This is a genomic window from Pontibacillus sp. ALD_SL1 (assembly GCF_017355605.1).
In genome coordinates this window covers 1,674,944-1,699,591 of record NZ_CP062974.1, presented here as the reverse complement: position 1 = coordinate 1,699,591, position 24,648 = coordinate 1,674,944, and the positions used below count along the sequence as shown (strand labels likewise).

The following is a 24,648-nucleotide window of genomic DNA, read 5'->3' as shown; positions in this document are numbered from 1 at the left end:
GTTATGATCCCTCCTTTTGATTTGCGCTAATAGTAGCTAGTCCAATCTGTCTGTAGAACTGTTTGGTTAACGTAATAACTTCCTCTTCTTTCTCACGAACAAGGAGCTTCCGACCATTCGTTAATGTAATGGTGGTATCTGGATAAGCTTGAATTTGTTCTATGTAAATTGCATTCACTGTAAACGAATCACCATTTAATCGAGTTAATGAAATCATTATGTATGAGGAAGACGCACATTACGTCTTCCTACCTCCCTTTTTTGGAAAATCAGAGCTTAACGCTTCAGATTAACAAGTTCTTGAAGAATCTCATCAGACGTTGTGATAATACGTGTATTTGCCTGAAAGCCTCGCTGAGCTGTTATCATTTCCGTAAATTCTTCTGCAAGGTCAACGTTAGACATCTCAAGAGACCCAGATACTAGAGAACCAGTGCCATTTGCCCCAGGTTGAGAGAGATTTGCTGCAGCTCCAGAGTTTGTAGTGGCTCTGTAAGCATTGCTTCCAACTTTCTCGAGTCCACCTGGGTTTGAAAATTTCATTAATCCTACCGGTCCAGCTGTTTGGGGGGTAGCATTACCAGGAGTAATATAACTTACCGTTCCATTTGACTGTATACTGAAACTCTCAGCATTTGGAGGGATATTGATCGTTGCACCTTGATCATTAGATAAATACATTCCTTCATTGTTGACAATATCTCCGCTATCATCTAAGTAAAAGTTACCAGCCCTTGTGTAGTAGCTCTCATTGCCATCTCTAACTTGAAACATTCCATCCCCTTCTATCGATAGATCAAGAGGTCGATTAGTAGTTTGGCGATTTCCTTGGGTGTAGATATTATCGATTGAACCAAGTTGTGATCCAAGACCAACTTGAGAAGGGTTTTTACCACCCAATCCGCCTGCTGGTGCTTCTGCAGGGGACACACTTTGACTCATCATATCCTGGAACGTCACGCGGCCTTTTTTGTAACCGGAGGTGTTCACATTTGCAATATTATTCCCAATCGTATCTAACTTCGTTTGCATACCTTTCATTCCTGAAATACCAGCGTACATTGAACGTAACATGTAACATCCATCCCTTTCGGTTTTTAGTAGTACAATTAACCTCACTGCATCATTCAGTCCGCAGCGATCAGGCCTCCCGCAGGTCCAGCCCTAGTCTTCCATAACGATCGTTCCGTTTATATTCGTGAAAATTTGTGACTGTGCTTCTTGTTTATTCATTGCTGTAATAACAGTATTGTTTTTTGTACTCACAACAAGCGCCTTATCTTTCATAAGAATAAGTGAATCAGTAACCCCTTTTTGGTTAGCTTCCCGCATACGTTCCTCCATCTTTGCCCACTCTGTTTCAGATATGTAAAGATTTCTCTCTTTCAATCGTAGTTGGGCATGTTTACTCAACTTAATACTGGATAGTTCTTGCTGTAGCACACTCTTAAAAGAGGCATTTCCATTTTTAGAAGGTGTTCTCTTCGTGCTTGAGATAGTTAACGGAGGATGAGATTGTAACGGGTGGATTCTTGGATCCATGTTACCTCCTTCTTTCCTGATAATATTCGTTTCTACATTTAGTCCGGCTGGTCAGCAACCCTCATGATCTGATCTGTAGATATCTTCTCACCATTGCGAAGTTCTAGCTCTACAGTATTTTGTTTTTTCGTAACTGCCAAAACTTCACTCGTTTCCGCTCCTGTTACGGTTCCATTTTCATTTTTAGTTTTGTAGGAAACCTGCTTCCCTATCATAGAGCTATATTTCACAACTGGTGCAAAATTCTGGGCTTGTGTTAACTTTTCGATGGCTGTAGACATATTTGTCATTTGTTCAAGAGTTGAAAAGCTAGTCATTTGAGAGATGAATTCTTTATCTTTCATAGGACTAGTCGGATCTTGGTTTTGAAGCTGGGTCATTAATATCTTCAAAAAATCATCTTTTCCTAACATGCTATTACTACCAGCATCGACTGATCTCGTTTGTTGCTGTGACTTTAAATAAAGAGAGGGATCAATAGTTGTCATCGTTATCACCTACACCTTTTCATTCATTAATACATCATGAAAACTTAGCGATTCATCATCTTCTTCACTCGCAGTTTCGGTAGACTGCTCATGTTGCCTGTCCTTTTCCTGCTGTTGATCTTCATCTTTCTCAAAAGTAAATGACTGATCTGTTTGAGTTGTGAGATCTTGCTTCTCTATTTGGACCTGACTCGGTGTGAACATATGACGAAGCTGATTCAGATTCCCTTCTAGCATTTCTTTTGCAGCTTGGGTACTTACCATGATCTTTACCATCATTTCACCATTTTGTTGAGTCATTTTCACCATCATGTCGCCTAGAGAACCTGGGTTCAATTTTATAGAAAGTTGGGACCCTACTTTGTTCATATTAAAACGGCTTCGGTTCATGATCTTTTGGAACTCTTCAATTAATTGTTTCGGCATACTTTGATCACTCTGTCTATTGGGGCTTAACTTTATTACCATTTGTTCTTGCTTTGTCATCATTCCATCACCAGTTGAGGAAAAACCAATCGTTTTTAAGGAAGGTTCTTTTTTAGTTTCAGAAAATTCCCCAAGGCGTGACCATGAGTTCTCCATCCACTTACCAAATTCTGTTGATGTTACTTTTGCATTTTGACTATATTTATTATTTAATGATAGATTTGATCGCCTTCTTAAGTTCATCAATGCTTGTTCAAAGCTTGCAAAAGCCTTTGGTGATGTTGTATCTTGCTTTAGTTGTTGCAATAGTTGCTTTACTTCAGTTGAAGCTTGGCTGCTTTTCTCTATTTTTATTAATTGTTCCGCTATAGAATATAGTTCCTTCATTTGTTTAGATATTTGTAGCGAAGTATGTTCTTTATTTCCTGTCATAACTGTCGATAAATTTTGTAGCAATCTCTTAAGATCAGTGGCTACCTTTTCAACATTACCGCTTACAGAAAGATTTGACTCACCAGGTTCTGCCGCATTTCTTGAGTAAGTTATTGATTGAGGCATACTTAATGACATAGCTGATAGCTGTTCTTGAACATCGTTTTGACTTAGCTTTGGTTCTAGAATGCTTTTTAAATCTGAAAGCCATCCCTGAAGCACTTCTAATTTTTCACCCATGTTGTTGTCTACAAAACTGTCAGCCTCATTTACTAGAGCTTTTTCAATAGAGTTTATAAAGCTCTTTATATTATCATTATTAGATAACGTTCTCATCTGTGAAGGAACATTGCCTTGATTTAACGCTGAGACTCCTTCAGGAAGAGATTCAACGAGCGCTTTGAGATGATCAATGACTTCTTTTAATTCCTTTCCCATTTCAGAAAGCTTCACTTCTTTGTTCAAAAGTACTTTAAGTTGCTTTTGTAAAGTTTGTAGCTCCTGATTGTTTGAGGAAGCTTCACCAAGTAAAGACTGCAACTTGTTTGCAAAACCCTGCTCAGATGTAGCATTAGCTGTTAAAGGATTATTCCCACTTTTAACAGTCGCCCCTCTTTGTTGTAGAAAAGCTACACTTCCATTCATGACTTCACCTCCTTTCAAAGTTTCATAAAGTAACTTATCTATTCATAAGTGCGCTTGTTAAGTTAGCTGCTTGTTCTGGATTTAGTGCTGCTAAAACTTTGCCTCGCTCATCGCTAGGTAGCTTTTCTAAAAGATCAACAGATGCTGCTTGATCAAGCTGTGACACAATAGCTGCAGCTTGTTCTGGATCCATGTTTTTGAAGGAAGAAGACAGATCTGTCAAAATTTCTTCTTTATTCTTATCAGAAACCTTTTTATCCTTTACCTCTTTCGCCAATTGATTAATTTCATTATTTAGTTCTTCAATTTTTTGATCTTTTACAGTGAGTTGGGACTTTAGTTCATCAAGTTGAGCATTTTGGTCTTCAATTGTTGCCTTTAATTCCACAGTTTGACCATCTGATTCTTCTTTATTTTCAGTATTTAGTAATGACGATACTTGTGGTACATCATTAGCAAACTGCTTTGTTTTCTCAAATATATTGACACCTGCTACAGTCATAATAATAAGGGCTACAGTAACAGCTAAGATTAGTGGAATTAGGATTACAAACACAAACCATTGAACTTTACTTGATTTTTGTTTTGGCTTTTCAGATATAGCCACGACCTTACACCTAATTTCCTTGATTAATATATTGTTGGACTGATATTTCATCCATCATTTTTTTATCAAAAGTTACTCGCTCTAACTCTCTTTGTTCAACCTTTTGATTGATTAACAATTCATACTTCTTGTATTCAATATGTGATTCTGAGAGTTCCATTTGTTTATGCTCCATTTCACTTCGTGCTTCCTTGACTTGAAGTTGAAGCTGTTCTATCTGTATAGATAGCTGCCCTACATAGGTGTGATAGCTATTTAAATCCGTAATGCTCAATCCATTTTGTATAGATGATTGAAAAGCAGCTTCCTTGTTTTCTTTTTTCTTTAATAATTCATAAAGGCGGGTTGCCACGTACTCAAATTGATCCATGGAATCTTGATAATTTTTTTGAGCGACGTGTTTATCTTTTTCTTTTAAATCTAATAGCTTATGAAATGTACTTAAGCTTGTCATCCTTGACCACCTCGACCTACTAATTGAATAAGTTGTTCAACGGCCTCAACATTTCGTACCGGCTCATGAGTCCCTTGTTTTAAGAAAGAAATAAGTTTTGGATGGTATTGAATAGCTTCATCTACTTCTTTTGAACTTCCTTTTCGGTAAGCGCCAATTTGAATAAGTTCTTGGTTTTCCTCATAGGTTGCTAGAAGATTTCTCATCCTTACAGCTGCGTCTAGATGTTCTGATTCTGCCACATGATTCATAACACGACTAATTGATTTTAATACATTGATAGCTGGGAACTGACCTTGTTCGGCTAATTTCCGATCTAGTACAAAGTGTCCGTCAAGTATACCTCTTACCGTGTCGGCGATCGGTTCGTTCATATCATCTCCATCTACTAGAACCGTGTAAAAGGCTGTAATAGATCCAAACGCATTCGTCCCTGTCCGCTCAAGAAGTTTCGGCAAAATTGCAAATACGGAAGGAGTGTACCCTTTCGTTGTAGGAGGTTCACCTGTTGCGAGTCCGACCTCCCTCTGGGCCATTGCCACTCTTGTAACAGAATCCATCATAAGGTTTACATCGTAACCTAAATCACGGAAGTATTCACTAATTGCTGTAGCGGTGTAAGCCCCTTTAATTCTCATCAGAGCAGGTTGATCAGATGTAGCAACTACTACAATAGATTTCTTTAAGCCTTCTTCACCGAGGTCCCTTTCGATAAATTCTCTTACCTCACGACCACGTTCACCGATTAAAGCAATCACATTAATGTCAGCTCCACTGTTTCTGGCAATCATCCCCATCAAAGTACTCTTCCCAACACCACTACCTGCGAATATGCCTACACGCTGCCCTTTCCCTACCGTCAGTAATGTATCGATAGAGCGAACCCCTACTTGGATAGGCTCTTCAATTGGAGGTCTGGATAATGGGTTTGGAGGTGATTGATCAGTTGGATAAGGTCTTAACCCCTTTAAGGAAGCTGATTCATACATCGATCTACCGAGGGAATCCAGAACTTGCCCTACCATCCCCCTACCTACTTTCACTTGAAGAGGCTCACCTGTAGCTTCTACTAAACAACCAGGAGCAATGTCGGTAATTTCTGAGTAGGGCATAAGAAGAACTTTTTCCTCAGAAAAACCTACGACCTCAGCGAGTATCGTCTCACCTTTTTTAGGACTTGAATGAATGACACAAACCTCTCCAACACTCGCTTCAGGGCCTTTTGATTCAATCATTAAACCAACGACCCTTACAATTTTTCCATATCGTTTATATGTATCAAGTTCATTAATAGCATCCATTAAATGACTTACATTCACCTATTTGCCCTCCTCGAGTAAACGAAACAACTTTGTACGCAGCTCTTCTAATTGACTATCAATGCTCACATCTACTCTTCCATAGGATGATTCTAGATAGCATTGGAAAGGCTTTAAGTTTGTTTTCGGGTAAATGGAAAGTTCAGCCTGGTGATCCAATATAAGTTGTAGTTCAGATTTTTGTTCTAAAACTTGTTCATATTGATCAGGATGTACATATACTTGGAGCTGGTCTCCATTATTCCCTTCTTCAATTACAGCTCTCACAATAGGCAAATAACTTTCTGGATTATCTACTAGCGTTTGGTTCATAATCTTAGATGCTGCTTTCATACTTAAATGAAGGATAGCATCTTCGCTATTTTCAACTTTAGAGCGGTAATCCATGTTAGCTTGGTTTATTGTTTCTTGTGCTTTCTGAATAAGCTCCTCATACTGCCGGAAAGCCTCTTGTTCTCCCGATTCAAATCCTTCTTTAAATGCCAACTTCTTTGTTGATTCTATTAACTCATCCTTTTCAGTTTCCCAATCGTTTCGAAGAGATTTAATTTTTTCTTCTGTTTCTTTTAAAAGACGGTCAGATTTCTCTTTGGCATCACGAAGTATTTGATCAGCATAATCTATTTTCTCATTAGCTTCTTGAATGAGTGATGATGCTAGATTTGAAGATTGGTCAGAAGAAGTGCACCCAGATCCATGCGTTTCAGGACGTATCGGTTTTATTCCAATTACACGACCAGTTTTGTTTTGGTTATACAATGATATCGTCACCTCCGCCGCGTGCGATGACAATCTCTCCAACTTCTTCCAATCTCCTAATAATGGAAACGATGCGAGTTTGAGATTCTTCAACGTCACGCAAGCGAACGGGTCCCATATATTCCATTTCTTCTTGGAATGTTTCGCTCATGCGAGAAGACATGTTCTTAAAGACAACTTCTTTTACTTCTTCGCTAGCAACTTTTAATGAAAGCATCAAGTCTTCATTATCTGCATCACGAATAACTCGCTGAATGGCTCGGTTGTCAAGCGTAACGATATCTTCAAAGACAAACATGCGCTTCTTGATTTCTTCAGCCAGTTCAGGATCTTGAATTTCTAATGAATCTAGAATCGTTCGTTCTGTGCTTCGATCTACACCATTTAATACATTGACGACAGCTTCTATTCCACCCGTTTGGGTATAATCTTGTGTAACAGTAGCCGAAAGCTTTCTTTCAAGAATTTGCTCGACTTCATTGATTACTTCAGGAGAAGTAGAATCCATGATGGCAATTCTTCTTGCAATGTCTGCTTGCATTTCTTGTGGAAGCTCGGACAGAATTTGAGCTGATTGATCTGAGTCTAAATATGACAAAATTAGCGCAATCGTTTGAGGGTGCTCATTTTGTATAAAATTTAATATTTGAGAAGGATCTGCCTTTCTCGCAAAATCAAATGGTTTAACCTGAAGGGATGAGGTTAACCGATTAATAATAGCAGAAGCTTCCTTGTCTCCAAGTGCCTTTTCCAAAACCGTTTTAGCATAGCCAATTCCACCTTGTGAAATGTAATCTTGCGCTAAGGCAATTTGGTGGAATTGATCTAGTATCTCTTCTTTTTGATCAGGTTCAACTTTTTTGACAGACGAAATTTCTAATGTCAGCTTCTCTATCTCTTCTTCCGTCAAATGTTTATAAACTTGCGCTGAAACATCCGGACCTAAAGATATGAGGAGAGCGGCTGCTTTTTGTCTGCCTGATAATCCTTGTTTATGCTTTGCCATATATACTCACTCCTAATCTTCGGCGATCCATGAACGTAATAACTTAGCAAAGTCTTCTGGTTTCTCTTTCGCCATACGTTCTAGCTGTTTGCGTCGCACAGAACTTTCTGTTTCTTCTGGTTCTTCCATAGCAGGAACCTCAACCGGAGTTCGCTCTCGCTCAACGTACTCTTCTGTCAGGTCTTCCTTTTTACGACCTTTTCTAAATAACGTCCAAATTAAGCTTGCAATAACTACAAGTAAAATACCTCCCGTAACGTAAGCCCACACAGGTATAACGGGCGATGTTTCAGGATTAAATTGTGGTTTTCCGTTAAATTCTTGAAAAACAATTGAAACTTTGTTCTCTGGCTCAACAGGACCGTATTCCTCATCAATACTTGTTGTAACTATTGAGCTTAGAATAGATGTAATACTCTCCGATAATGTAGCCTGTTCTGCTGTTGATAGTTGCTGAATAGCCCCATCTTGGTTAGCCTCTTTATTCTGATCGACAGCTACTTGAATACCCAGGTCCCTAACTTTGTAAGGGGATTCGACTATGTTACGTTGTATTCGATTAAACTCATTATTAATCGTTTCTTTCATCATTTCATAGTCACCGTTTCCTGCCTCTCCATCTTCACCTTGATAAGCAGGAACATCACCATCAGGAGTAACCGTTCCACCAGCATTCACATCACCAGGATCACCTGTATAGGTTTCTGTAATACGTTCAACGCTAACAGGAAGACCTTCTTCTCCCTCTTCAGTTGGCTGTACAAGATTTTCAGTCCGGTTTTCTTGTGTGAAGTCTACATCAGCTGTGACAGATACCATAACCTTATCTTGTCCCATCATCATGCCAAGCATCTGTTGGACGCGCCTTTGAATGTCACTTTGTATATCATCTTTAACCGTTTGTTGGTATTCATACGATTGACCCGAGGCTATTGAACCAGATTTTTTTGGGTCAAAATACTTAAAGTTTTGATCCATGATGGCGATATTATCAGTAGGGAGATTTGGGATCGCTTTAGAAACAAGATGATATAACGATTGTATTTGATCTTCTTTTAGTTGGTAGCCCTGATTTACGTTGACGACGATTGAGGCTGAAGCAGTTTGCTCCTGCTCACCAACAAAGATCTTTTCTTTGGGCATGTTTATCATAACCTTAGCGTTCTCAATCCCCTCAATTTGTTTCATTAAAGAGGATAATTCTGTTTGCATGGCATCTAGTTTCATAACGTCAAACTCATTATCTGTCATTCCCCAAGAAGTATTATCGCTGAAAAAACCATAATCAATGCTACCACTATCAGGAAGACCTTGAGCAGCCAAGTCAACGAGTAAACCATCTACAGTTGCTTCTGGGACCATAACTGTTGTACCTTGATTTCCCAGTTCATATTTCACCCCTCTAGCATCAAGCTCCTCTTTTATTTGCCCTACTTCTTGCACTGATAAATCATTATATAGAGGAACCAATCTTGGATTAGAGGCAAAAAGGCTAGCTCCAACGATAAGCGCTAATAAACCAATAACAGCACCCACCATGATGCTTTTCTGAGGCAAGCTGCGCCCCTTCCAAAATTCGCTAGTCTTGTATTTATAATCTTGTAGCTTTTCTCTCATAATAGCCCCCGTGCTGAACATCATCTAAATCATTTAGTACCTTTCGTTCTATGTAATGATGTTTGATTAAGTTATACTTGCATTCTCATTATTTCCTTGTAAGCATCGATCGCTTTCCCTTGCACTTCAACAGCAGTCTGTAAGGTAATACTAGCTTTTTTAGAAGCAATCATTACATCGTGAAGATTATCAATCTCGCCTTTAGCAAGTTGTTCTGTTTTAATATTGGATTCAACCTGCGCATTGTTCACAGTTTTTATTGCATTTTTTAAGCTATTCGCAAAAGCCGATTGCGCTTCTTGTGGTGAAATTTTCTTCATATCCTGAGAAGTCTGTAAGGGTGCTTGACTAGCTTGTAATACTACGGGTTCCATTCTTAACCCCTCCCTGTCATTTGTTATCGACCGATCTCTAAGGCTTTCATCAACATGCTCTTACTAGCATTTACAGCTGTTACATTTGCTTCGTATGACCTGGTAGCACTCATTAGATCTACCATTTCTTTTAACGGGTCCACGTTTGGCATAGCAACATACCCATTTTCATCAGCGTCTGGATGATCCGGGTTATGCACCATTTTAAAGGGAGATTCATCCTCCTTTATTTCAGACACCTTAACACCCTCCGCCGGAGTATTACTTGATCCCATTGCCTTTTGTAAATGGGATTGAAATGTTTCTCTTTTAGGTTGAAACTCTACCATTTTTCTTCTATAAGGTTCCCATTGTCCATCTTCGGTTTGCGTTGCCCTAGTTGTCTCTGCATTTGAGAGGTTAGATGAAATAACATCCATTCTAAGGCGTTGAGCTGTTAAAGCACTAGCACTTGCATTAAACGAATTAAATATCCCCAACGTTATCTTCCTCCCTTAATAACAGACTCTAAACTTCTGAATTTACCATTCAATCGATCAACCAATGCTTGGTAATAAATTTGGTTCTTAGCGAGATCAGACATTTCCTGATCTATATCCACGTTATTTCCATTGTGATTATATTGCGTACTTCCGTTTGAAGTTATTGAAAAACGGGAAGTATTAGTGGAAGAAAAGGGTATATGTTTACTATTAGTCCGTTTAGCATCAATTGAGCTCATTTGCTGACTGAAGACATCTTTAAACTTTACATCTTTAGCTTTGTAATTAGGTGTGTCAACATTAGCAATATTATTACTTATTGTTTTGTTCTTAAGTGAAGCATAGTCCATAGATTTCTCTAGGGTTTGGATTGTACCACCGAACATCGTCATCTGAATCCCTCCTTTTTTTTAGAAAAATAAGTATCCAGACCTACATAATGCTAATTGTAAGAAAACGTCGAATTTTTGTCCATAAGATGTATTCCCTATTTATACATGATTTGTCATGGAAAATGGGATATCATTGGTTATTTAGTCCTTATATGTAGTGAAAAAGACCCAACTAGAGGTTATTCATCATATTTTTGACTTTTATTCTCCACATCTATGTTCCATTATGACATAGCTGCGAATGAAAGAAAATGTCGAAAAAGGTAATTTAACTATTTCTAAACAATTTATGTGGTTGCATACAAAAAAACCCATCCCCCTAGGGGGATGGGTTTTTTGGGGTAAGTTCCCTTAGTTTAAACGCATATTCTGCAATTCGACAAGAAATTTGTCGTTTAGTACTTTAATATACGTTCCTTTCATTCCTAGAGAGCGTGACTCAATAACGCCTGCACTTTCTAATTTACGGAGAGCATTAACAATCACTGAACGTGTAATCCCAACACGGTCAGCAATTTTACTCGCCACAAGTAACCCTTCATTTCCTTCTAACTCTTCAAAGATGTGTTCAATTGCTTCTAACTCACTATAAGATAAAGAACTAATCGCCATCTGTACAACAGCTTTGCTTCTAGCTTCCACTTCGATCTCTTCTGTTTTCTCGTGAAGGATTTCCATACCTACCACAGTAGCACCATACTCACCTAGCAAAAGATCATCGTCGTTGAAACTTTCAGTTAATCGGCTAAGAATAAGAGTACCGATTCTCTCACCACCACCGATAATAGGTACAACAGTCGTCAACCCTTGTTGGAATAATTCACGGTTCTCAACTGGAAATGCAGTAAGTGGGTGATCAATGTCCAGGTTTGGAGTTGTTTCATTGATAGAGAATAAGTTTTGAGTATACTCTTCTGGGAACTGACGCTCAGCTAACATACTTTTCATGCGGTCGTTTTCAATTTCCTGCTTAATAGCGAAACCTAACAGTTTACCTCTTCGACTTACGATATATGTGTTTGCTCCAATCGCATCACGAAGCGTCTCGGACATATCGTTAAAGTTGACGGATTTACCTGTAGTTTTTTGCAGCATTGAGTTAATATTGCGTGCTCGATCTAATAATTTCATATTGATCCTCCTAATCAGTGTGTCTATAAAATAAATTGACTTAAGTCTTTATTCTTGGCAATCGATGCTAATTTGTCATCTACATAAGCTTTAGTGATTTCAATGGTTTCCATGTGAACATCTGGAGCTTCAAAGGAAAGATCCTCTAATAGCTTCTCTAGAATAGTGTGCAATCTACGTGCACCGATGTTATCTGTTTCCTGATTCACTTCAAATGCTACTTCTGCTAATCTGGTAACAGCTTCGTCAGAAAATTCCACATTTATACCTTCTGTTTCAAGTAAAGCTTTATATTGCTTCAATAGTGCATTTGATGGTTCAGTGAGAATGTTCACAAAATCTTCTACAGTCAGTTTCTCAAGCTCTACGCGAATTGGAAAACGTCCTTGTAATTCAGGAATTAAATCTGAAGGCTTAGACATATGGAATGCACCCGCTGCCACAAATAGAATATGGTCCGTTTTTACAGGGCCATGTTTTGTAACAACTGTAGACCCTTCTACGATAGGTAAAATATCTCGTTGCACGCCCTCTCTTGAGACATTCCCAGACGACTGTTCATTTCCACCAGCTACTTTATCAATTTCATCTACAAAGATCATTCCATTTTGCTCTACGCGTTCTATTGCATCTTGAGATACTTCGTCCATATCAATTAGCTTTTGAGCTTCATCTTGGGTAAGCACTTTACGAGCATCCTTTACAGAAAGTCGGCGTTTTTTGGACTTTTTCGGCATGAATTGACTAAAGGCATCTTGCATATTCATGCCCATCTGTTCCATACCCGAGCCTTGCAACATATCAAACATGGAAGATTGTTGCTCTTCAACTTCTATCGTAATCATAGTCTCTTCTAGCTCACCCATTGCAAGCTTGTGAGAAGCTTGCTTTCTTTTTTGCTCTACATTCTGCTCTTCTGAACGATCTTCGTTCTGCTGTGTGTCTTCTTGACCAGAGAAAAACATCTCTAATGGGTTTTTAAAATTATTTTGCTTTTTCTTTTTAGGTACCAAATATTCAACAATACGTTGGTTCGCGCGCTCTTCAGCTTTCCCTTTCACTTGTTCCATTTTTTCTTCTTTCACCATACGGACAGCTGTCTCCATAAGGTCTCTTACCATGGATTCAACGTCACGACCCACATAACCTACTTCAGTAAATTTCGTAGCTTCAACCTTCACAAATGGAGCACCAACAAGCTTCGCTAATCTACGAGCAATCTCTGTTTTACCTACCCCTGTTGGACCCATCATTAATATATTTTTAGGTACAATTTCGTCTTTTAACTTATCATCCAATTGCATGCGTCGATAGCGATTACGCAAAGCGACCGCTACAGCTTTTTTGGCATTATTTTGACCAATGATATATTGATCTAAGCGTTCAACTATTTGTCTAGGCGTTAAGTTTTCACTCATCGATAAAGACCTCCCTTAGTCCTCCAGCGATTCTAATACGATTTCATTATTGGTATACACACATATTTCTCCTGCAATTTCTAGAGCTGCTTGCGCAATTTCTGTTGCGTTTTTCTCCGGAGAGTAGCGTTTTAAAGCACGGCCTGCACTTAACGCATAGTGCCCTCCAGATCCAATTGCAATTACACCATCATCAGGTTCGATGACTTCACCAGTACCCGAAACAAGAAATAGGTCGTCTTTGTTCATCACAATTAACATCGCCTCAAGCTTTCGAAGGACTTTATCACTCCGCCACTCTTTAGCAAGCTCTACAGCTGCACGTGCCAAGTTTCCATTATAGGCTTCAAGCTTTGCTTCGAATTTCTCAAATAACGTAAAAGCATCAGCTACAGAGCCTGCAAATCCTGCTAGGACTTGCCCTTTAAATAACCTACGAACCTTCTTTGCTTTATGTTTCATTACAACTGCATTTCCAAATGTAACTTGCCCATCTCCGCTCATTGCACATTGTCCATTATGTTGAACGGCAAAAATCGTTGTTGCGTGAAATTGTTGTTCCAAAAACTCCACCTCATTCCATTTATTCATCCTTGCCTGCTCTTGGATGGCTATTCATGTATACGTTTTTCAAATGATCTTTGGTTACGTGTGTATATATTTGAGTAGAGGTTAGGTGCTCATGTCCTAATAATTCCTGTACGGAACGTAAATCTGCCCCTTCATTTAACATATGAGTAGCAAACGTATGCCTAAGCATATGAGGATGGACATGAATAGTCATAGCTGCCTTTTCTACCATTTTATTCAGGACTAACCGAACTCCCCGGTCAGTTAACGGAGATCCTTTTGCGTTAAGCCAGATTGCTCCAGTGTCTATTCCGGATTTCTGTAATAACGAGTTTCTTCCATTATAAATGTAATGTTTTAAAGCATCTCTTGCAAAGCTCCCGAAAGGAATGTAACGTTCCTTCCTACCTTTACCTCGAACCAGAACCGTACCAAGCTCAAGATCTATATCAGATAACTCACACGTTACACATTCACTTATACGCATTCCTGTAGCATAAAGAAGCTCTAAAATAGCTTGATTTCTTTGGCCTAAAGGTTCTTCAATATTACTCACATGAAATAACTTATCCAACTCTTCTTCATATAAGAATGAAGGAATCGGATTTTCCTGCTTTGGCAAAGAAACATGTAAGAAAGGATTTGACTCTACAAGCCCTTCCCTTTCTAAGAAGCGATAAAACGATCGTAAGCTTGAAAGCTTTCTCGAAACCGACCTTCGAGAAAGTTGCTGGTCATAGAGCTCTGTTAAAAAGACTCTAATAATGGGATAATCCACTTCCTCCCAACTTAGATCTCCTTCTCTTTGCAGGAATGCTTTAAAGGAATGGAGATCACTTTGGTAAAAGTGGATCGTATATGATGAAGCGTTCTTTTCAATTTGTAAGTACTCCGTGAATAAGTTTATTTGACGTTGATTATCATCCATCAGCTCACCTCACATAAGGCGCTTAAATATTAACACAGATAATATACCATATGCAATGAATTTTACTTAATTGTAACAAAATTCTGAATTGTTCTTAAACCTTTGTCAATTATCATTGCTAGCATATCCATGACTAAGAGCAAATATACTAATTTCTGTCAAGTATATTCCCTTACCACTCAACGATTATAGCTTGATGACCTACTAGTGTCAATTAAAATTATTTTAAGTATTTTTTAACAGTTTGTAAGGAAGGAATAGAATTACAAAAAATTCTATTAAAAGATCTATTATAATCATAAGACTCTTATGTGGAAGGCTGGAAGTTGCTATATTTTAGCCGGGAGGTCCGTTGTGTTTGATGAGTGTTGGGCTTGCTCGGGGACAACTCGCTTTCCAGGCCCACCTTACACTCAACTAAAGCTAACGAAACATTCTCTCAGTTTCGAGTATTCCATATTGCTGCCCTTATCTGGAATCGTTTATTCGGAGAGTATACGAATATTGCTCATAAATAAAAGCATAAGGGGATAGCCCCCTTATGCTTATTGCTGAAGTTCTTCTTTATAGTCACACTCAGAACACTGCACTTGTGTTCCTTTTTTAGCTTTCTTCTCTACTAACATAGATTCACATTTCGGACATGGGCGACTGATTGGTTTATCCCATGAAATAAACTCACATTCTGGGTAACGATCACAGCCATAGAACGTGCGTTTCTTTTTACTTTTACGTTCAACGACGTTCCCCTCTTTACATCGAGGGCATTTAACACCAATTTCTTTTAATATTGGCTTCGTATTACGGCAATCTGGGAAATTTGAACAAGCAAGGAACTTACCATAGCGGCCCATTTTGTAAACCATTTCATGACCACATTCTTCGCAGTCAATTCCTGCAGGTTCATCTTTAATTTCGATCTCTTCCATTTCTTTCTCAGCAGTTGTTAAACGCTTTTCAAAGTCTTGATAAAAGTCATCGATAATTTGAACCCATTCTTTGTTGCCCTCTTCAACTGCATCTAGATTTCCTTCCATTTGTACAGTGAAATCGACGTTAATGATTTCAGGGAAATACTCTTTCAATAATTCAATCACGATTTCCCCTAATTCAGTAGGTACAAATCGCTTATTATCTAAACTCACATATCCTCTTCTTTGGATTGTATCAAGGGTAGGAGCGTATGTGGATGGACGTCCAATTCCCATCTCCTCTAATGTACGTACAAGACGAGCTTCTGTGTAACGCGGTGGAGGCTGAGTGAAGTGCTGATTCGGTTGAATGGTCTCTGCTTTAACTGTAGTGCCCTCTTCCAAATCTGGCAACATCTTATCTTCTTCTTTCTTATTATCATCGTTGCCTTCAACATATACTTTCATAAACCCTTTAAATTTAACTTTAGAACCGGTAGCTCTAAACTCTACGCCTTGATTTAACAAGTGAACGGTCATGGTATCAAGAACAGCAGGAGACATTTGGCTAGCAACAAAACGCTCCCAGATTAATTTATACAAGCGATACTGATCTCTAGACAAATATTCTTTCATTGCCTTTGGAGTACGTAGAGAGGAAGTTGGACGAATCGCTTCGTGTGCATCTTGAGCATTTTGCGATTTCTGTGATTTCTTTTGACTACCTGATCCAAGATAATCTTTTCCATACTGCTCTTCAATATATCCAGCAGCTTCATCCTTAGCTGTTTGGGAGATACGAGTTGAGTCTGTACGCATATAAGTAATCAAACCAACTGTACCCTCTTTTTTACTAAGTTGAATTCCTTCATATAATTGTTGAGCCATCATCATTGTTTTCTTAGCACGGAAATTTAATTTTCGCGCTGCTTCTTGTTGTAAAGATGATGTTGTGAATGGTGAAGCAGGGTTACGGCGACGTTCTCTTTTGTTTACTTTATCAACATTGAAGTCTTCCTCGTTCATTTTAGAAAGAATCCTATCAACATCTTCTCTAGATCCTAGTTTTTGTTTTTTACCATCTATGCCATAAAAAGAACCTTCAAACTGTTCATTATCTTTCATAAAGTTCCCATCAATGGACCAATACTCTTCAGGTTCGAAATTTTTAATTTCATTTTCCCGGTCCATAATCATTTTTACAGCTACCGACTGTACTCGTCCTGCACTAAGACCTTTTTTGACTTTTTTCCATAATAACGGGCTGATGTTGTAACCAACTAATCGATCTAGAACTCTTCTAGCTTGCTGCGCGTTTACAAGATCCATATCAATTGTACGAGGATGCTTAAACGATTCCTTAATTGCATCTTTCGTAATCTCATTAAATACTACACGACATTGAGATGTCTCATCCATATTTAAGCTATGAGCTAAGTGCCAGGCAATCGCTTCCCCTTCTCTATCGGGGTCGGCTGCGAGATAGACTTTCTTTGCTTTCTTAGCAGCTGTTTTGATTTCTTTCAATACAGGCCCTTTGCCTCGAATAGTAATGTATTTCGGGGTATATCCTTCTTCTACATTTACACCCATTTGACTTTTGGGTAAGTCAATAACATGCCCCATTGACGCTTTTACGGTATACTTTTTTCCTAAGTATTTCTCTATTGTTTTTGCTTTTGCTGGTGATTCTACGATAACTAGATAATCTGCCATATAGTATCCTCCTAGATGAGGTTATTCTTTATTTTATTCATTTTATGTGTAAACGTTTGTTTTTAAATTAAATCTTCCCTATTATTAAATACTTCTTATTCATTTGTCAAACAAATTATAGAAACAAAACCAATAGTGAAACGGAAAAATATTGATTTTATGACAGCTTTCGACACTATTTTCTCTTTTGAACTTCCCATTCTTCTACTATATCATAGGCATTTTGTACTAATTTCGCGCCATCTTGGATCATCTTGTTACATCCACCGGAAAAATCATCCAATATAGAGCCAGGGATTGCAAAAACTTCTCTTCCTTGTTCTAAAGCTTGATCTACTGTTATTAACGTACCGCTTCGTTCTTTAGCTTCCACAACTAAGGTGCCAAAACTTAAGCCGCTTATAATTCTATTTCGTTCAGGGAAATGCCACTTTCTTGGGGGGATATGAGGAGCATATTCTGATAAGAGAAGATGTTTATGAGCTAATGTCTCCATTAGTCGCTTGTTTGCTTTAGGATAACAATATTGAAAACCAAACCCTAATATAGCTATGGTCTTTCCACCCAACTCTTCGGTCAGCTCATGAGCAAAGGAATCAATCCCTTCAGCCATCCCGCTTACTATAACAAATTCTTCATTTAATAATGGAGGAAGTACCTTCTTCACAGAAGCCAAGGCAAGATTTGAACACTTTCTAGTTCCTACTATACTTAAGTATGAATTCTTTCCCAACAGCTTAACATCCCCCTTTGCGTAGAGAAGTAAAGGAGCATCAGGAATGCTTCTTAATGAACTAGGGTAATTAGGATGCCAAAATGGCATTAAATCACATTCTGATAAATTTGTGAGGAGCTGCTTTCGGTTAGAGTCAGAGTGGAGGTGAGTAAGAAAAGTAGAAGCTCTTTTTGGGGAAAGTTTAAAATTTGAAGTAAGTTCTTTTGAGGAGAGTGAAAAAACAAACTCAAGAGAAGGATCAAACTGAAGAAATTGCCTTAGCAAAACACGACTTGCTCCTTTTGTTTGATGTAGAAGAGCTAACCTTAAAGTTCTTGCTTCCAAGCGTACACGTCCCTTCATTTCATATATGAGATCGTTTAAAAAGGTGCTCCTACAACTAGGAGCACCTTCCTAAAATCTTAATGGGTTTTACATTTATCGTAGATATTGTTTTCTTTTAACACGTTTATGAGCGTTTCCCCCATAACTGCAGGAGTTTCAGCCACTTGTATGCCACACTCGTTCATTACTTTAATCTTTTCCTCTGCTGTTCCTTTACCGCCTGAAATAATGGCACCTGCGTGTCCCATACGTTTACCAGGAGGGGCTGTGCGACCTCCAATAAAGCCAACGACAGGTTTATCCATGTTGTCTTTAACAAATTGGGCAGCTTCTTCTTCAGCTGTTCCACCTATTTCACCAATCATAATAACTCCATAGGTGTCAGGATCATCCTGGAAAGCTTGCAAGACATCGATAAAATCAGTGCCATTCACTGGGTCTCCACCAATCCCTACAGCTGTAGACTGACCAATACCGGCCTCTGAAAGTTGGTGTACGGCTTCATATGTTAATGTTCCACTTCTAGAAACAACGCCGATATGTCCTTTTTTGTGAATGTATCCTGGCATAATACCAATCTTACATTCTTCTGGGGTAATAACACCTGGACAGTTCGGTCCTACTAAGCGTGTTTTCTTCCCTTCCATATAACGCTTCACTTTTACCATGTCAATAACAGGGATATGCTCTGTAATACAGATTACAAGATCAAGCTCAGCATCAACAGCTTCCATAATTGCATCAGCAGCAAATGCGGCTGGTACGTATACAACAGATGCCGTTGCGCCTGTTTCTTCAACAGCTTCTTCAACAGTGTTGAACACAGGGACTCCCTCTACTTCAGTACCACCTTTTTTCGGCGTTACGCCGCCTACGATTTGGGTACCGTATTCAAGCATTTGTTTCGTATGGAAAAGGGCAGTAGACCCTGTAATACCTTGTACAATGACTTTTGTATCTTTATTAATATATACACTCATTTTTGTCCGTCCTTTCTTATTTTACTAATTCTACGATTTTCTGTGCTGCTTCGGCCATAGATTCGGATGCAACAATGTTTAGGCCTGACTCATCAAGGATTTTCTTACCTTGTTCTACGTTTGTTCCTTCAAGACGAACAACAAGTGGAATTTCAAGACCAACTTCTTTCGTTGCCGCAACGACACCTTCTGCGATGACGTCACACTTCATAATTCCGCCGAAGATATTAACGAGAATCCCTTTCACACTGTTGTCGGACAAAATGATTTTGAAAGCTTCTGTTACCTTTTCTGTAGTAGCGCCTCCCCCAACGTCAAGGAAGTTAGCGGGTTCTCCGCCGTAGTGCTTAATCGTGTCCATTGTCGCCATCGCAAGACCAGCACCGTTAACCATACAGCCAATATTACCATCTAAAGCAATATAGCTTAGGTCATATTGAGAAGCTTCGATTTCTTTTGGATCTTCTTCATCTAAATCACGAAGTTCAAATACATCTTTTTGGCGATATAAAGCGTTATCATCAAAGTTTAACTTCGCATCAAGCGCCATGACTTGGCCGTCTCCTGTCGTCACAAGCGGGTTAATCTCTGCAATAGAGCAATCTTTTTCAACAAATACTTGATAAAGACCCATCATAAATTTAACCGCTTTCCCTAGAAGTTCGTCTGGAATATTGATATTAAATGCCAAACGACGTGCTTGATAAGGCATTAAACCCGTAACAGGATCAATTACTTCTTTGAAGATTTTCTCTGGTGTTTCAGCTGCTACTTCTTCAATTTCAGTACCGCCTTCTTCTGAAGCCATCATCGTTACACGAGAAGTGGCACGGTCTAATACAATACCAACGTAATATTCTTTTTGAATATCACAGCCTTCTTCAATGAGTAAGCGCTTAACTTCTTTCCCTTGAGGACCCGTTTGATGAGTCACAAGCTGTTTGCCCAAAATTTCCTCAGCATATGTACGGACTTCATCTATATTTTTGGCTACTTTAACACCACCAGCATTTCCGCGGCCCCCTGCATGGATTTGTGCTTTTACTACAGATACATCTGTACTTAAGCCTTTAGCGGCTTCTACAGCTTCGTCTACAGTAAATGCAACTGTTCCGCTTGGAACGGCAACGCCGTAGCTACGTAAAATTTCTTTCCCTTGATACTCATGAATGTTCATCTTCCATCCTCCCATCAAATTGTCACTGCATGACCATTGTATAAAAAATATGTGTGAATTGTCTACAAATTCATCTAGTATCTCCAAAAAAATTAAGAATATACCGACAAAATCCGCTATTATCTCGAGTTTTAAGCTAAAAAAAATATCATCATAAAAATATCAATCTTTATAAGTACATTGATGTACGACGTACGATCATTAGAATAGCAGACACGATCCTCAGAGGATGCTTACAATAAAAAAGCACTTACAATCAGTTTTTGATCTAAGTGCTTAGTAGTCGTTTGTTAAGATTTAAATGTGTTAGGTAACGGAAGCAGTAAACCTTCAAGACTTCATTTGTTTATCGAGCTGATAAACATAAGCAAATACTTCGGCAACGGCTTGATACAATTCTTCCGGTATCTTTTCATTAATATCAAGCTCTCCTAATAGCTTTACAAGAGTGGGGTCTTCTTGTATAGGAACTCGGTAATCATTTGCTTTATTAATAATGTTCGCAGCAATATCACCTTTTCCCTTAGCGACAACTTTTGGGGCGTTGAATTGCTCTTCATCATAACTTAACGCAACTGCTTCTCTTTTTTGGTTAGATTCGCTCATATTGTCTGATCAAACCCTCCTGTATTTCGAGTCGGTGTATTTGTTTTATTTGTAGCGGTTTCAGAAGAATCTTTAAGATTAATTTCCTTATGTCGAACAGTAGATAGCTTATAATTCAATTGTTCTAAACCTTTTTCTAATGATGGCTTAAGCACTTGTATAAGACCTTCAACTCCACTTTTTTCAGTAAATAGGGTAAGTTGGACAATACGTTGTTGGATTCTCATATCAATAACCGTCTCTTTAAGAGAATGAAGATCAAGGTAAAATAGAATGTGACAATAGTCTGGATCAATTTCGCCATTTTCTTTCTTGTTCCCCTCTACATCCATTGTCACATCTTGCTCAATCCCAAACCATTCTCCTGGCATCTGTACGTTAAATTGGATGGATTGCTCGGATTCTTGCATCATAATTGGAGCAGCATTAAGATGATTCAACACTCTTTGCAAACGTTCTACTATAGGAGAGAGGGGGTCTTGCATAGCTTGGAGGATACTTCCTTTTAAAGATAAGGATGGGGCTTCTCCTTTTTCTGCTAGTTGATATTCATAATTAATTCCACTGAGTTGAGTATAAGCTTTTAACTTCACTAAAAATTGATCTTTCATAGACATAGCCATTTCATTCGGTTCTTGTAACCCATGCCTTAGCCATTCTATGAGCTTTACAGATTCCCCTTTAGAGAGTTGCTGATTCATAACTTGATTTAAAGTGTTTGTAACTTCTTTCAAAGAAGAGCGATTTTCGTTCAGTACTTTAGTTGGATTTGAACTTCCTATAAGGTACTCGAGAGCTTTTAAAGACTGTTGTGATGCTCCTTGATTCGTTAATGCCACTTTAAGAGATGACCACACCCCTGACCCTTTCAGTGATTCAGTAAGTTGGTTCAAGGCTTGTTCAAGCTTGGGTGGCATATGCTCAGCCACGTTCCCTTGTTTATCTGTTAATTTATTTAATATAGATGAAAACTGATGGATTACTGACTTTGTACCTTTTGAAACAGGAAGTTGCTGCTCTAACAACCTAGCCAACTGATTTTTCAACTTGTCAGAATCATTAATAGGTAGCTGATCTTGAAGTTGAGATAACGACATTTGGTTAGATACATGTCCACTTCGCTTCAAGAGTTGTAAAGCGTTTTTTTGTTCCCCTATAGGAGCGTTCATAAGTGTTCTCATGATTGCCTGATCTAGCGGTAAGCTAGAGCCTCCTCTTCCAAGAGTTTGTTGTAACTGATGACCAAGAGAGGCTTGGGATTGATTCGCAACGTTTTCTACACCATTTAATGCAGATTGAAGAGAGGCCGTCAATGAAGATGGATCTGTGTATCTAGTGTATAAAGCGTGAAACACTGATGATTTAATTGGCAGATTTCTTGAAAACATGTCTAGTAACACCTGAGATGCTCTTGAACGAGAACCTGACTGCTCTATTATTTGTAGGGCTTCTTTAAGATCTTGTCTTGTAAATGGAATATTCTTTTGGATCAGTTCACTCACGAAGTTCATTTGGCTTTTAGAGGGACTAGAGATGCCTAATTGTTGAAGCACTTGTGGTGAAGATTGAAGCGTTTTCCCATTCTCCTCTTCTATCACTCTCAAGCGGAGCATGGGTTTTGTCTGTTGAACTTGAAATACATACCTTTCATTTACAGAAAGGGACGCTTCTAGCTGCGCATTCATTTGACTTCCACCAATCTGAATTAGCGCTCTTGCTTGAGGATATAACTTTAATACTTTACCACCGACAAGACTACCTTGTTGAAGTGATTGCGATTGTTGATTCAGAGCAGCTGATGACCGAAGTTGGTTGAGCAATTGAGGAGTCGTTAAGGATGACATACTCTCCCCCCTCCCTTTATTGGTATGTTAAAGAAGCTTCCTTTACCGGTGCAAACGACCTCCTGTGATACGGCGTGACTCCATATTGTTTTAAAGCTTGAAGATGATTTTTCGTTCCATAACCAGCGTTCTGGTTAAATTCGTACGCCGGATAAGATTGATGAAGATCATTCATATAACGATCTCTTGTAACTTTTGCGAGCACACTCGCAGCTGCGATAGAAATGCTTCGCTGATCTCCTTTAGGGAAGGCATCTACTGGTGCATTTGTATGTGTTAGAGGAAGAGCATCAATTAACAGTTGATCGGGCTCTTTGCTTAACTGAGCAATTGCTCTATGCATAGCTAATTTAGTAGCTTCATAGATGTTAATATCATCAATCGTTTCACTTGTGACAATTCCAATTCCATATGAAATAGAATGAGCTTTTATATAGTCAAAGAACGTGTCCTTTTGGCTTTCTGAAAGTGCTTTTGAATCATATAATCCTTCTAAATAGAATGTATCAGGTAAAATCACTGCCGCCGCTACTACTGGACCCGCTATAGGCCCTCGACCCGCCTCATCAATTCCAGCGATTAGCTTTTTCCCTTTTCCCTTGTAGGCATTCTCATAAGTTTTCATAGCTTCAAATTGATCTTTGAGCGCTTGTTTTCTTGCTAATTGTTTGTGATATTGTTTAACCAACTTTTGTACACCTTTACGCTCATCAGATTCTAAACCTTGTAATTCTTTTGGTGTACATCCTGTTACAAAAAGTTTTTCCTTTATCTCTGCAATGGTTTCTTTACTCATGATTGTCCTCGCTTCTTCTTTTATCGGTTATCTATCTATATCTGTTAAGAATGGATTTGTTATTTTCCCATACAAAAAGCTGACCCTCAACATGAGAAAGTCAGCCTTATCTTTTATTGTATCATATCTGGTGTTTCCAAAGTAACTCTGCCAATCTTAGCTGAACGAAGATCTCGAATAATGACCTCAGCCACTTTGTCATAATTAATATTTCCACCGCTCTCTAAGCAGCCTCTCTTCGTACCGATATGATCAAATACTTCACCCATATCATCCACGTCAGCAGTCACTCCGAAGCGTTCTTGCAAAAGGCTTGGATAATGTTCTTGTAAAAAGCGAATGAAGAAAGCTGCCACGTCTGGAATAGGTAAAATATTATCTTTAATCGTACCAATCGTAGCCAGTCGATAGCCCACGATTTCCTCTTCAAATTTCGGCCAAAGTATTCCTGGCGTATCTAGAAGCTCGAAGTCTTTTTTCACTTTAATCCATTGTTGAGCCGTCGTAACGCCTGGCCGATCACCCGTTTTAGTAATCTTCTTTTTCGCCAAACGGTTAATAAGCGTTGACTTCCCAACATTCGGAATTCCAATAATCATAGCTCGAGCGGGACGAGGGCGTACTCCTTTTTTCTTTAGGCGTTCAAGCTTTTCTTGACCCATGTCTTTAGCTTTTTGAATAACATACTGTACGTCTTTTGGATCATCCACATTTACTGCTATTGCCTCGATGTCTTGCTCTTTATACCAACTAATCCACTTATTCGTAACCCCGTCATCAGCTAAGTCTCTCTTCATAAGAAGAACCATCTTAGGCTTTTGTTGAAGCACTTGATGAAGCATTGGGTTTTGTGAAGAGTATGGTGCACGTGCATCTACTAATTCAATGACAAAGTCAACAAGCTTTAATTTCTCTTCTACTTGTCGTTTGGCTTTAGCCATATGGCCTGGAAACCATTGAATCGTCAT

General features: G+C 38.7%; 26 protein-coding genes. All 26 read right to left on the bottom strand.

The window, feature by feature from the left end:
* Position 1: 1 nt before the first annotated feature.
* Positions 2 to 217, bottom strand: coding sequence for a flagellar FlbD family protein (locus tag IMZ31_RS08555; RefSeq protein ID WP_207530093.1), 216 nt, complete (start codon positions 215 to 217; stop codon positions 2 to 4).
* Between the two features lie 59 nt (positions 218 to 276).
* Positions 277 to 1,074, bottom strand: a complete 798-nt coding sequence (gene flgG, locus IMZ31_RS08550) for a flagellar basal body rod protein FlgG (RefSeq protein ID WP_207530092.1) — start codon at positions 1,072 to 1,074, stop codon at positions 277 to 279.
* A gap of 90 nt (positions 1,075 to 1,164) precedes the next feature.
* On the bottom strand, positions 1,165 to 1,542 hold the full coding sequence (locus IMZ31_RS08545; RefSeq protein ID WP_207530091.1) for a TIGR02530 family flagellar biosynthesis protein: 378 nt from the start codon (positions 1,540 to 1,542) through the stop codon (positions 1,165 to 1,167).
* Between the two features lie 38 nt (positions 1,543 to 1,580).
* Entirely contained in the window at positions 1,581 to 2,030 is a 450-nt protein-coding gene (gene flgD / locus IMZ31_RS08540; RefSeq protein ID WP_207530090.1) for a flagellar hook assembly protein FlgD, read from the bottom strand.
* A 9-nt stretch (positions 2,031 to 2,039) separates the two neighbouring features.
* The gene (locus IMZ31_RS08535; protein ID WP_207530089.1) at positions 2,040 to 3,533 is read right to left on the bottom strand and encodes a flagellar hook-length control protein FliK; all 1,494 of its coding nucleotides are present in this window, start codon (positions 3,531 to 3,533) and stop codon (positions 2,040 to 2,042) included.
* 34 nt (positions 3,534 to 3,567) lie between these two features.
* Complete coding sequence (locus IMZ31_RS08530) at positions 3,568 to 4,140, bottom strand: MotE family protein (protein WP_207530088.1); 573 nt, start codon at positions 4,138 to 4,140, stop codon at positions 3,568 to 3,570.
* 10 nt (positions 4,141 to 4,150) lie between these two features.
* On the bottom strand, positions 4,151 to 4,594 hold the full coding sequence (gene fliJ, locus IMZ31_RS08525) for a flagellar export protein FliJ (RefSeq protein WP_207530087.1): 444 nt from the start codon (positions 4,592 to 4,594) through the stop codon (positions 4,151 to 4,153).
* The gene (gene fliI / locus IMZ31_RS08520) at positions 4,591 to 5,913 is read right to left on the bottom strand and encodes a flagellar protein export ATPase FliI (RefSeq protein ID WP_305849406.1); all 1,323 of its coding nucleotides are present in this window, start codon (positions 5,911 to 5,913) and stop codon (positions 4,591 to 4,593) included. The genes fliJ and fliI overlap by 4 nt, the downstream gene beginning before the upstream one ends.
* On the bottom strand, positions 5,914 to 6,672 hold the full coding sequence (gene fliH, locus IMZ31_RS08515) for a flagellar assembly protein FliH (RefSeq protein WP_207530086.1): 759 nt from the start codon (positions 6,670 to 6,672) through the stop codon (positions 5,914 to 5,916).
* Entirely contained in the window at positions 6,665 to 7,678 is a 1,014-nt protein-coding gene (gene fliG, locus IMZ31_RS08510) for a flagellar motor switch protein FliG (protein WP_207530085.1), read from the bottom strand. Before fliG ends, fliH begins: the two co-directional genes overlap by 8 nt.
* A gap of 12 nt (positions 7,679 to 7,690) precedes the next feature.
* Positions 7,691 to 9,295: a flagellar basal-body MS-ring/collar protein FliF gene (gene fliF / locus IMZ31_RS08505; protein ID WP_207530084.1), complete on the bottom strand. Its 1,605-nt coding sequence runs from the start codon at positions 9,293 to 9,295 to the stop codon at positions 7,691 to 7,693.
* A 71-nt stretch (positions 9,296 to 9,366) separates the two neighbouring features.
* Positions 9,367 to 9,669, bottom strand: a complete 303-nt coding sequence (fliE, locus tag IMZ31_RS08500) for a flagellar hook-basal body complex protein FliE (RefSeq protein ID WP_207530083.1) — start codon at positions 9,667 to 9,669, stop codon at positions 9,367 to 9,369.
* A gap of 23 nt (positions 9,670 to 9,692) precedes the next feature.
* On the bottom strand, positions 9,693 to 10,148 hold the full coding sequence (gene flgC, locus IMZ31_RS08495) for a flagellar basal body rod protein FlgC (protein ID WP_207530082.1): 456 nt from the start codon (positions 10,146 to 10,148) through the stop codon (positions 9,693 to 9,695).
* Positions 10,149 to 10,150: 2 nt separating this feature from the next.
* Complete coding sequence (gene flgB / locus IMZ31_RS08490) at positions 10,151 to 10,543, bottom strand: flagellar basal body rod protein FlgB (protein ID WP_207530081.1); 393 nt, start codon at positions 10,541 to 10,543, stop codon at positions 10,151 to 10,153.
* A gap of 351 nt (positions 10,544 to 10,894) precedes the next feature.
* On the bottom strand, positions 10,895 to 11,674 hold the full coding sequence (codY, locus tag IMZ31_RS08485) for a GTP-sensing pleiotropic transcriptional regulator CodY (protein ID WP_036778675.1): 780 nt from the start codon (positions 11,672 to 11,674) through the stop codon (positions 10,895 to 10,897).
* Between the two features lie 23 nt (positions 11,675 to 11,697).
* Positions 11,698 to 13,092 carry an ATP-dependent protease ATPase subunit HslU gene (gene hslU / locus IMZ31_RS08480; protein ID WP_207530080.1) on the bottom strand — a complete coding sequence of 465 codons (1,395 nt, stop codon included), beginning with the start codon at positions 13,090 to 13,092 and terminating at the stop codon, positions 11,698 to 11,700.
* 15 nt (positions 13,093 to 13,107) lie between these two features.
* Positions 13,108 to 13,683, bottom strand: a complete 576-nt coding sequence (gene hslV, locus IMZ31_RS08475; protein WP_188656004.1) for an ATP-dependent protease subunit HslV — start codon at positions 13,681 to 13,683, stop codon at positions 13,108 to 13,110.
* Complete coding sequence (gene xerC, locus IMZ31_RS08470; protein ID WP_207530079.1) at positions 13,676 to 14,590, bottom strand: tyrosine recombinase XerC; 915 nt, start codon at positions 14,588 to 14,590, stop codon at positions 13,676 to 13,678. Before xerC ends, hslV begins: the two co-directional genes overlap by 8 nt.
* A gap of 545 nt (positions 14,591 to 15,135) precedes the next feature.
* A complete protein-coding gene (topA, locus tag IMZ31_RS08465; protein WP_207530078.1) occupies positions 15,136 to 17,217 on the bottom strand; it encodes a type I DNA topoisomerase in 2,082 nt (693 codons plus the stop codon).
* Positions 17,218 to 17,392: 175 nt separating this feature from the next.
* Positions 17,393 to 18,040: a DNA-processing protein DprA gene (gene dprA / locus IMZ31_RS08460; protein ID WP_242705681.1), complete on the bottom strand. Its 648-nt coding sequence runs from the start codon at positions 18,038 to 18,040 to the stop codon at positions 17,393 to 17,395.
* 314 nt (positions 18,041 to 18,354) lie between these two features.
* Positions 18,355 to 19,257: a succinate--CoA ligase subunit alpha gene (sucD, locus tag IMZ31_RS08455; protein WP_188656008.1), complete on the bottom strand. Its 903-nt coding sequence runs from the start codon at positions 19,255 to 19,257 to the stop codon at positions 18,355 to 18,357.
* A 16-nt stretch (positions 19,258 to 19,273) separates the two neighbouring features.
* Positions 19,274 to 20,434, bottom strand: a complete 1,161-nt coding sequence (gene sucC / locus IMZ31_RS08450; RefSeq protein WP_207530076.1) for an ADP-forming succinate--CoA ligase subunit beta — start codon at positions 20,432 to 20,434, stop codon at positions 19,274 to 19,276.
* A 330-nt stretch (positions 20,435 to 20,764) separates the two neighbouring features.
* The gene (locus IMZ31_RS08445) at positions 20,765 to 21,040 is read right to left on the bottom strand and encodes an EscU/YscU/HrcU family type III secretion system export apparatus switch protein (protein WP_207530075.1); all 276 of its coding nucleotides are present in this window, start codon (positions 21,038 to 21,040) and stop codon (positions 20,765 to 20,767) included.
* Entirely contained in the window at positions 21,037 to 22,884 is a 1,848-nt protein-coding gene (locus tag IMZ31_RS08440; RefSeq protein ID WP_207530074.1) for a hypothetical protein, read from the bottom strand. The genes IMZ31_RS08445 and IMZ31_RS08440 overlap by 4 nt, the downstream gene beginning before the upstream one ends.
* Positions 22,885 to 22,900: 16 nt before the next feature.
* Entirely contained in the window at positions 22,901 to 23,680 is a 780-nt protein-coding gene (locus IMZ31_RS08435; RefSeq protein WP_207530073.1) for a ribonuclease HII, read from the bottom strand.
* 113 nt (positions 23,681 to 23,793) lie between these two features.
* Positions 23,794 to 24,648: a ribosome biogenesis GTPase YlqF gene (ylqF, locus tag IMZ31_RS08430; RefSeq protein WP_207530072.1), complete on the bottom strand. Its 855-nt coding sequence runs from the start codon at positions 24,646 to 24,648 to the stop codon at positions 23,794 to 23,796.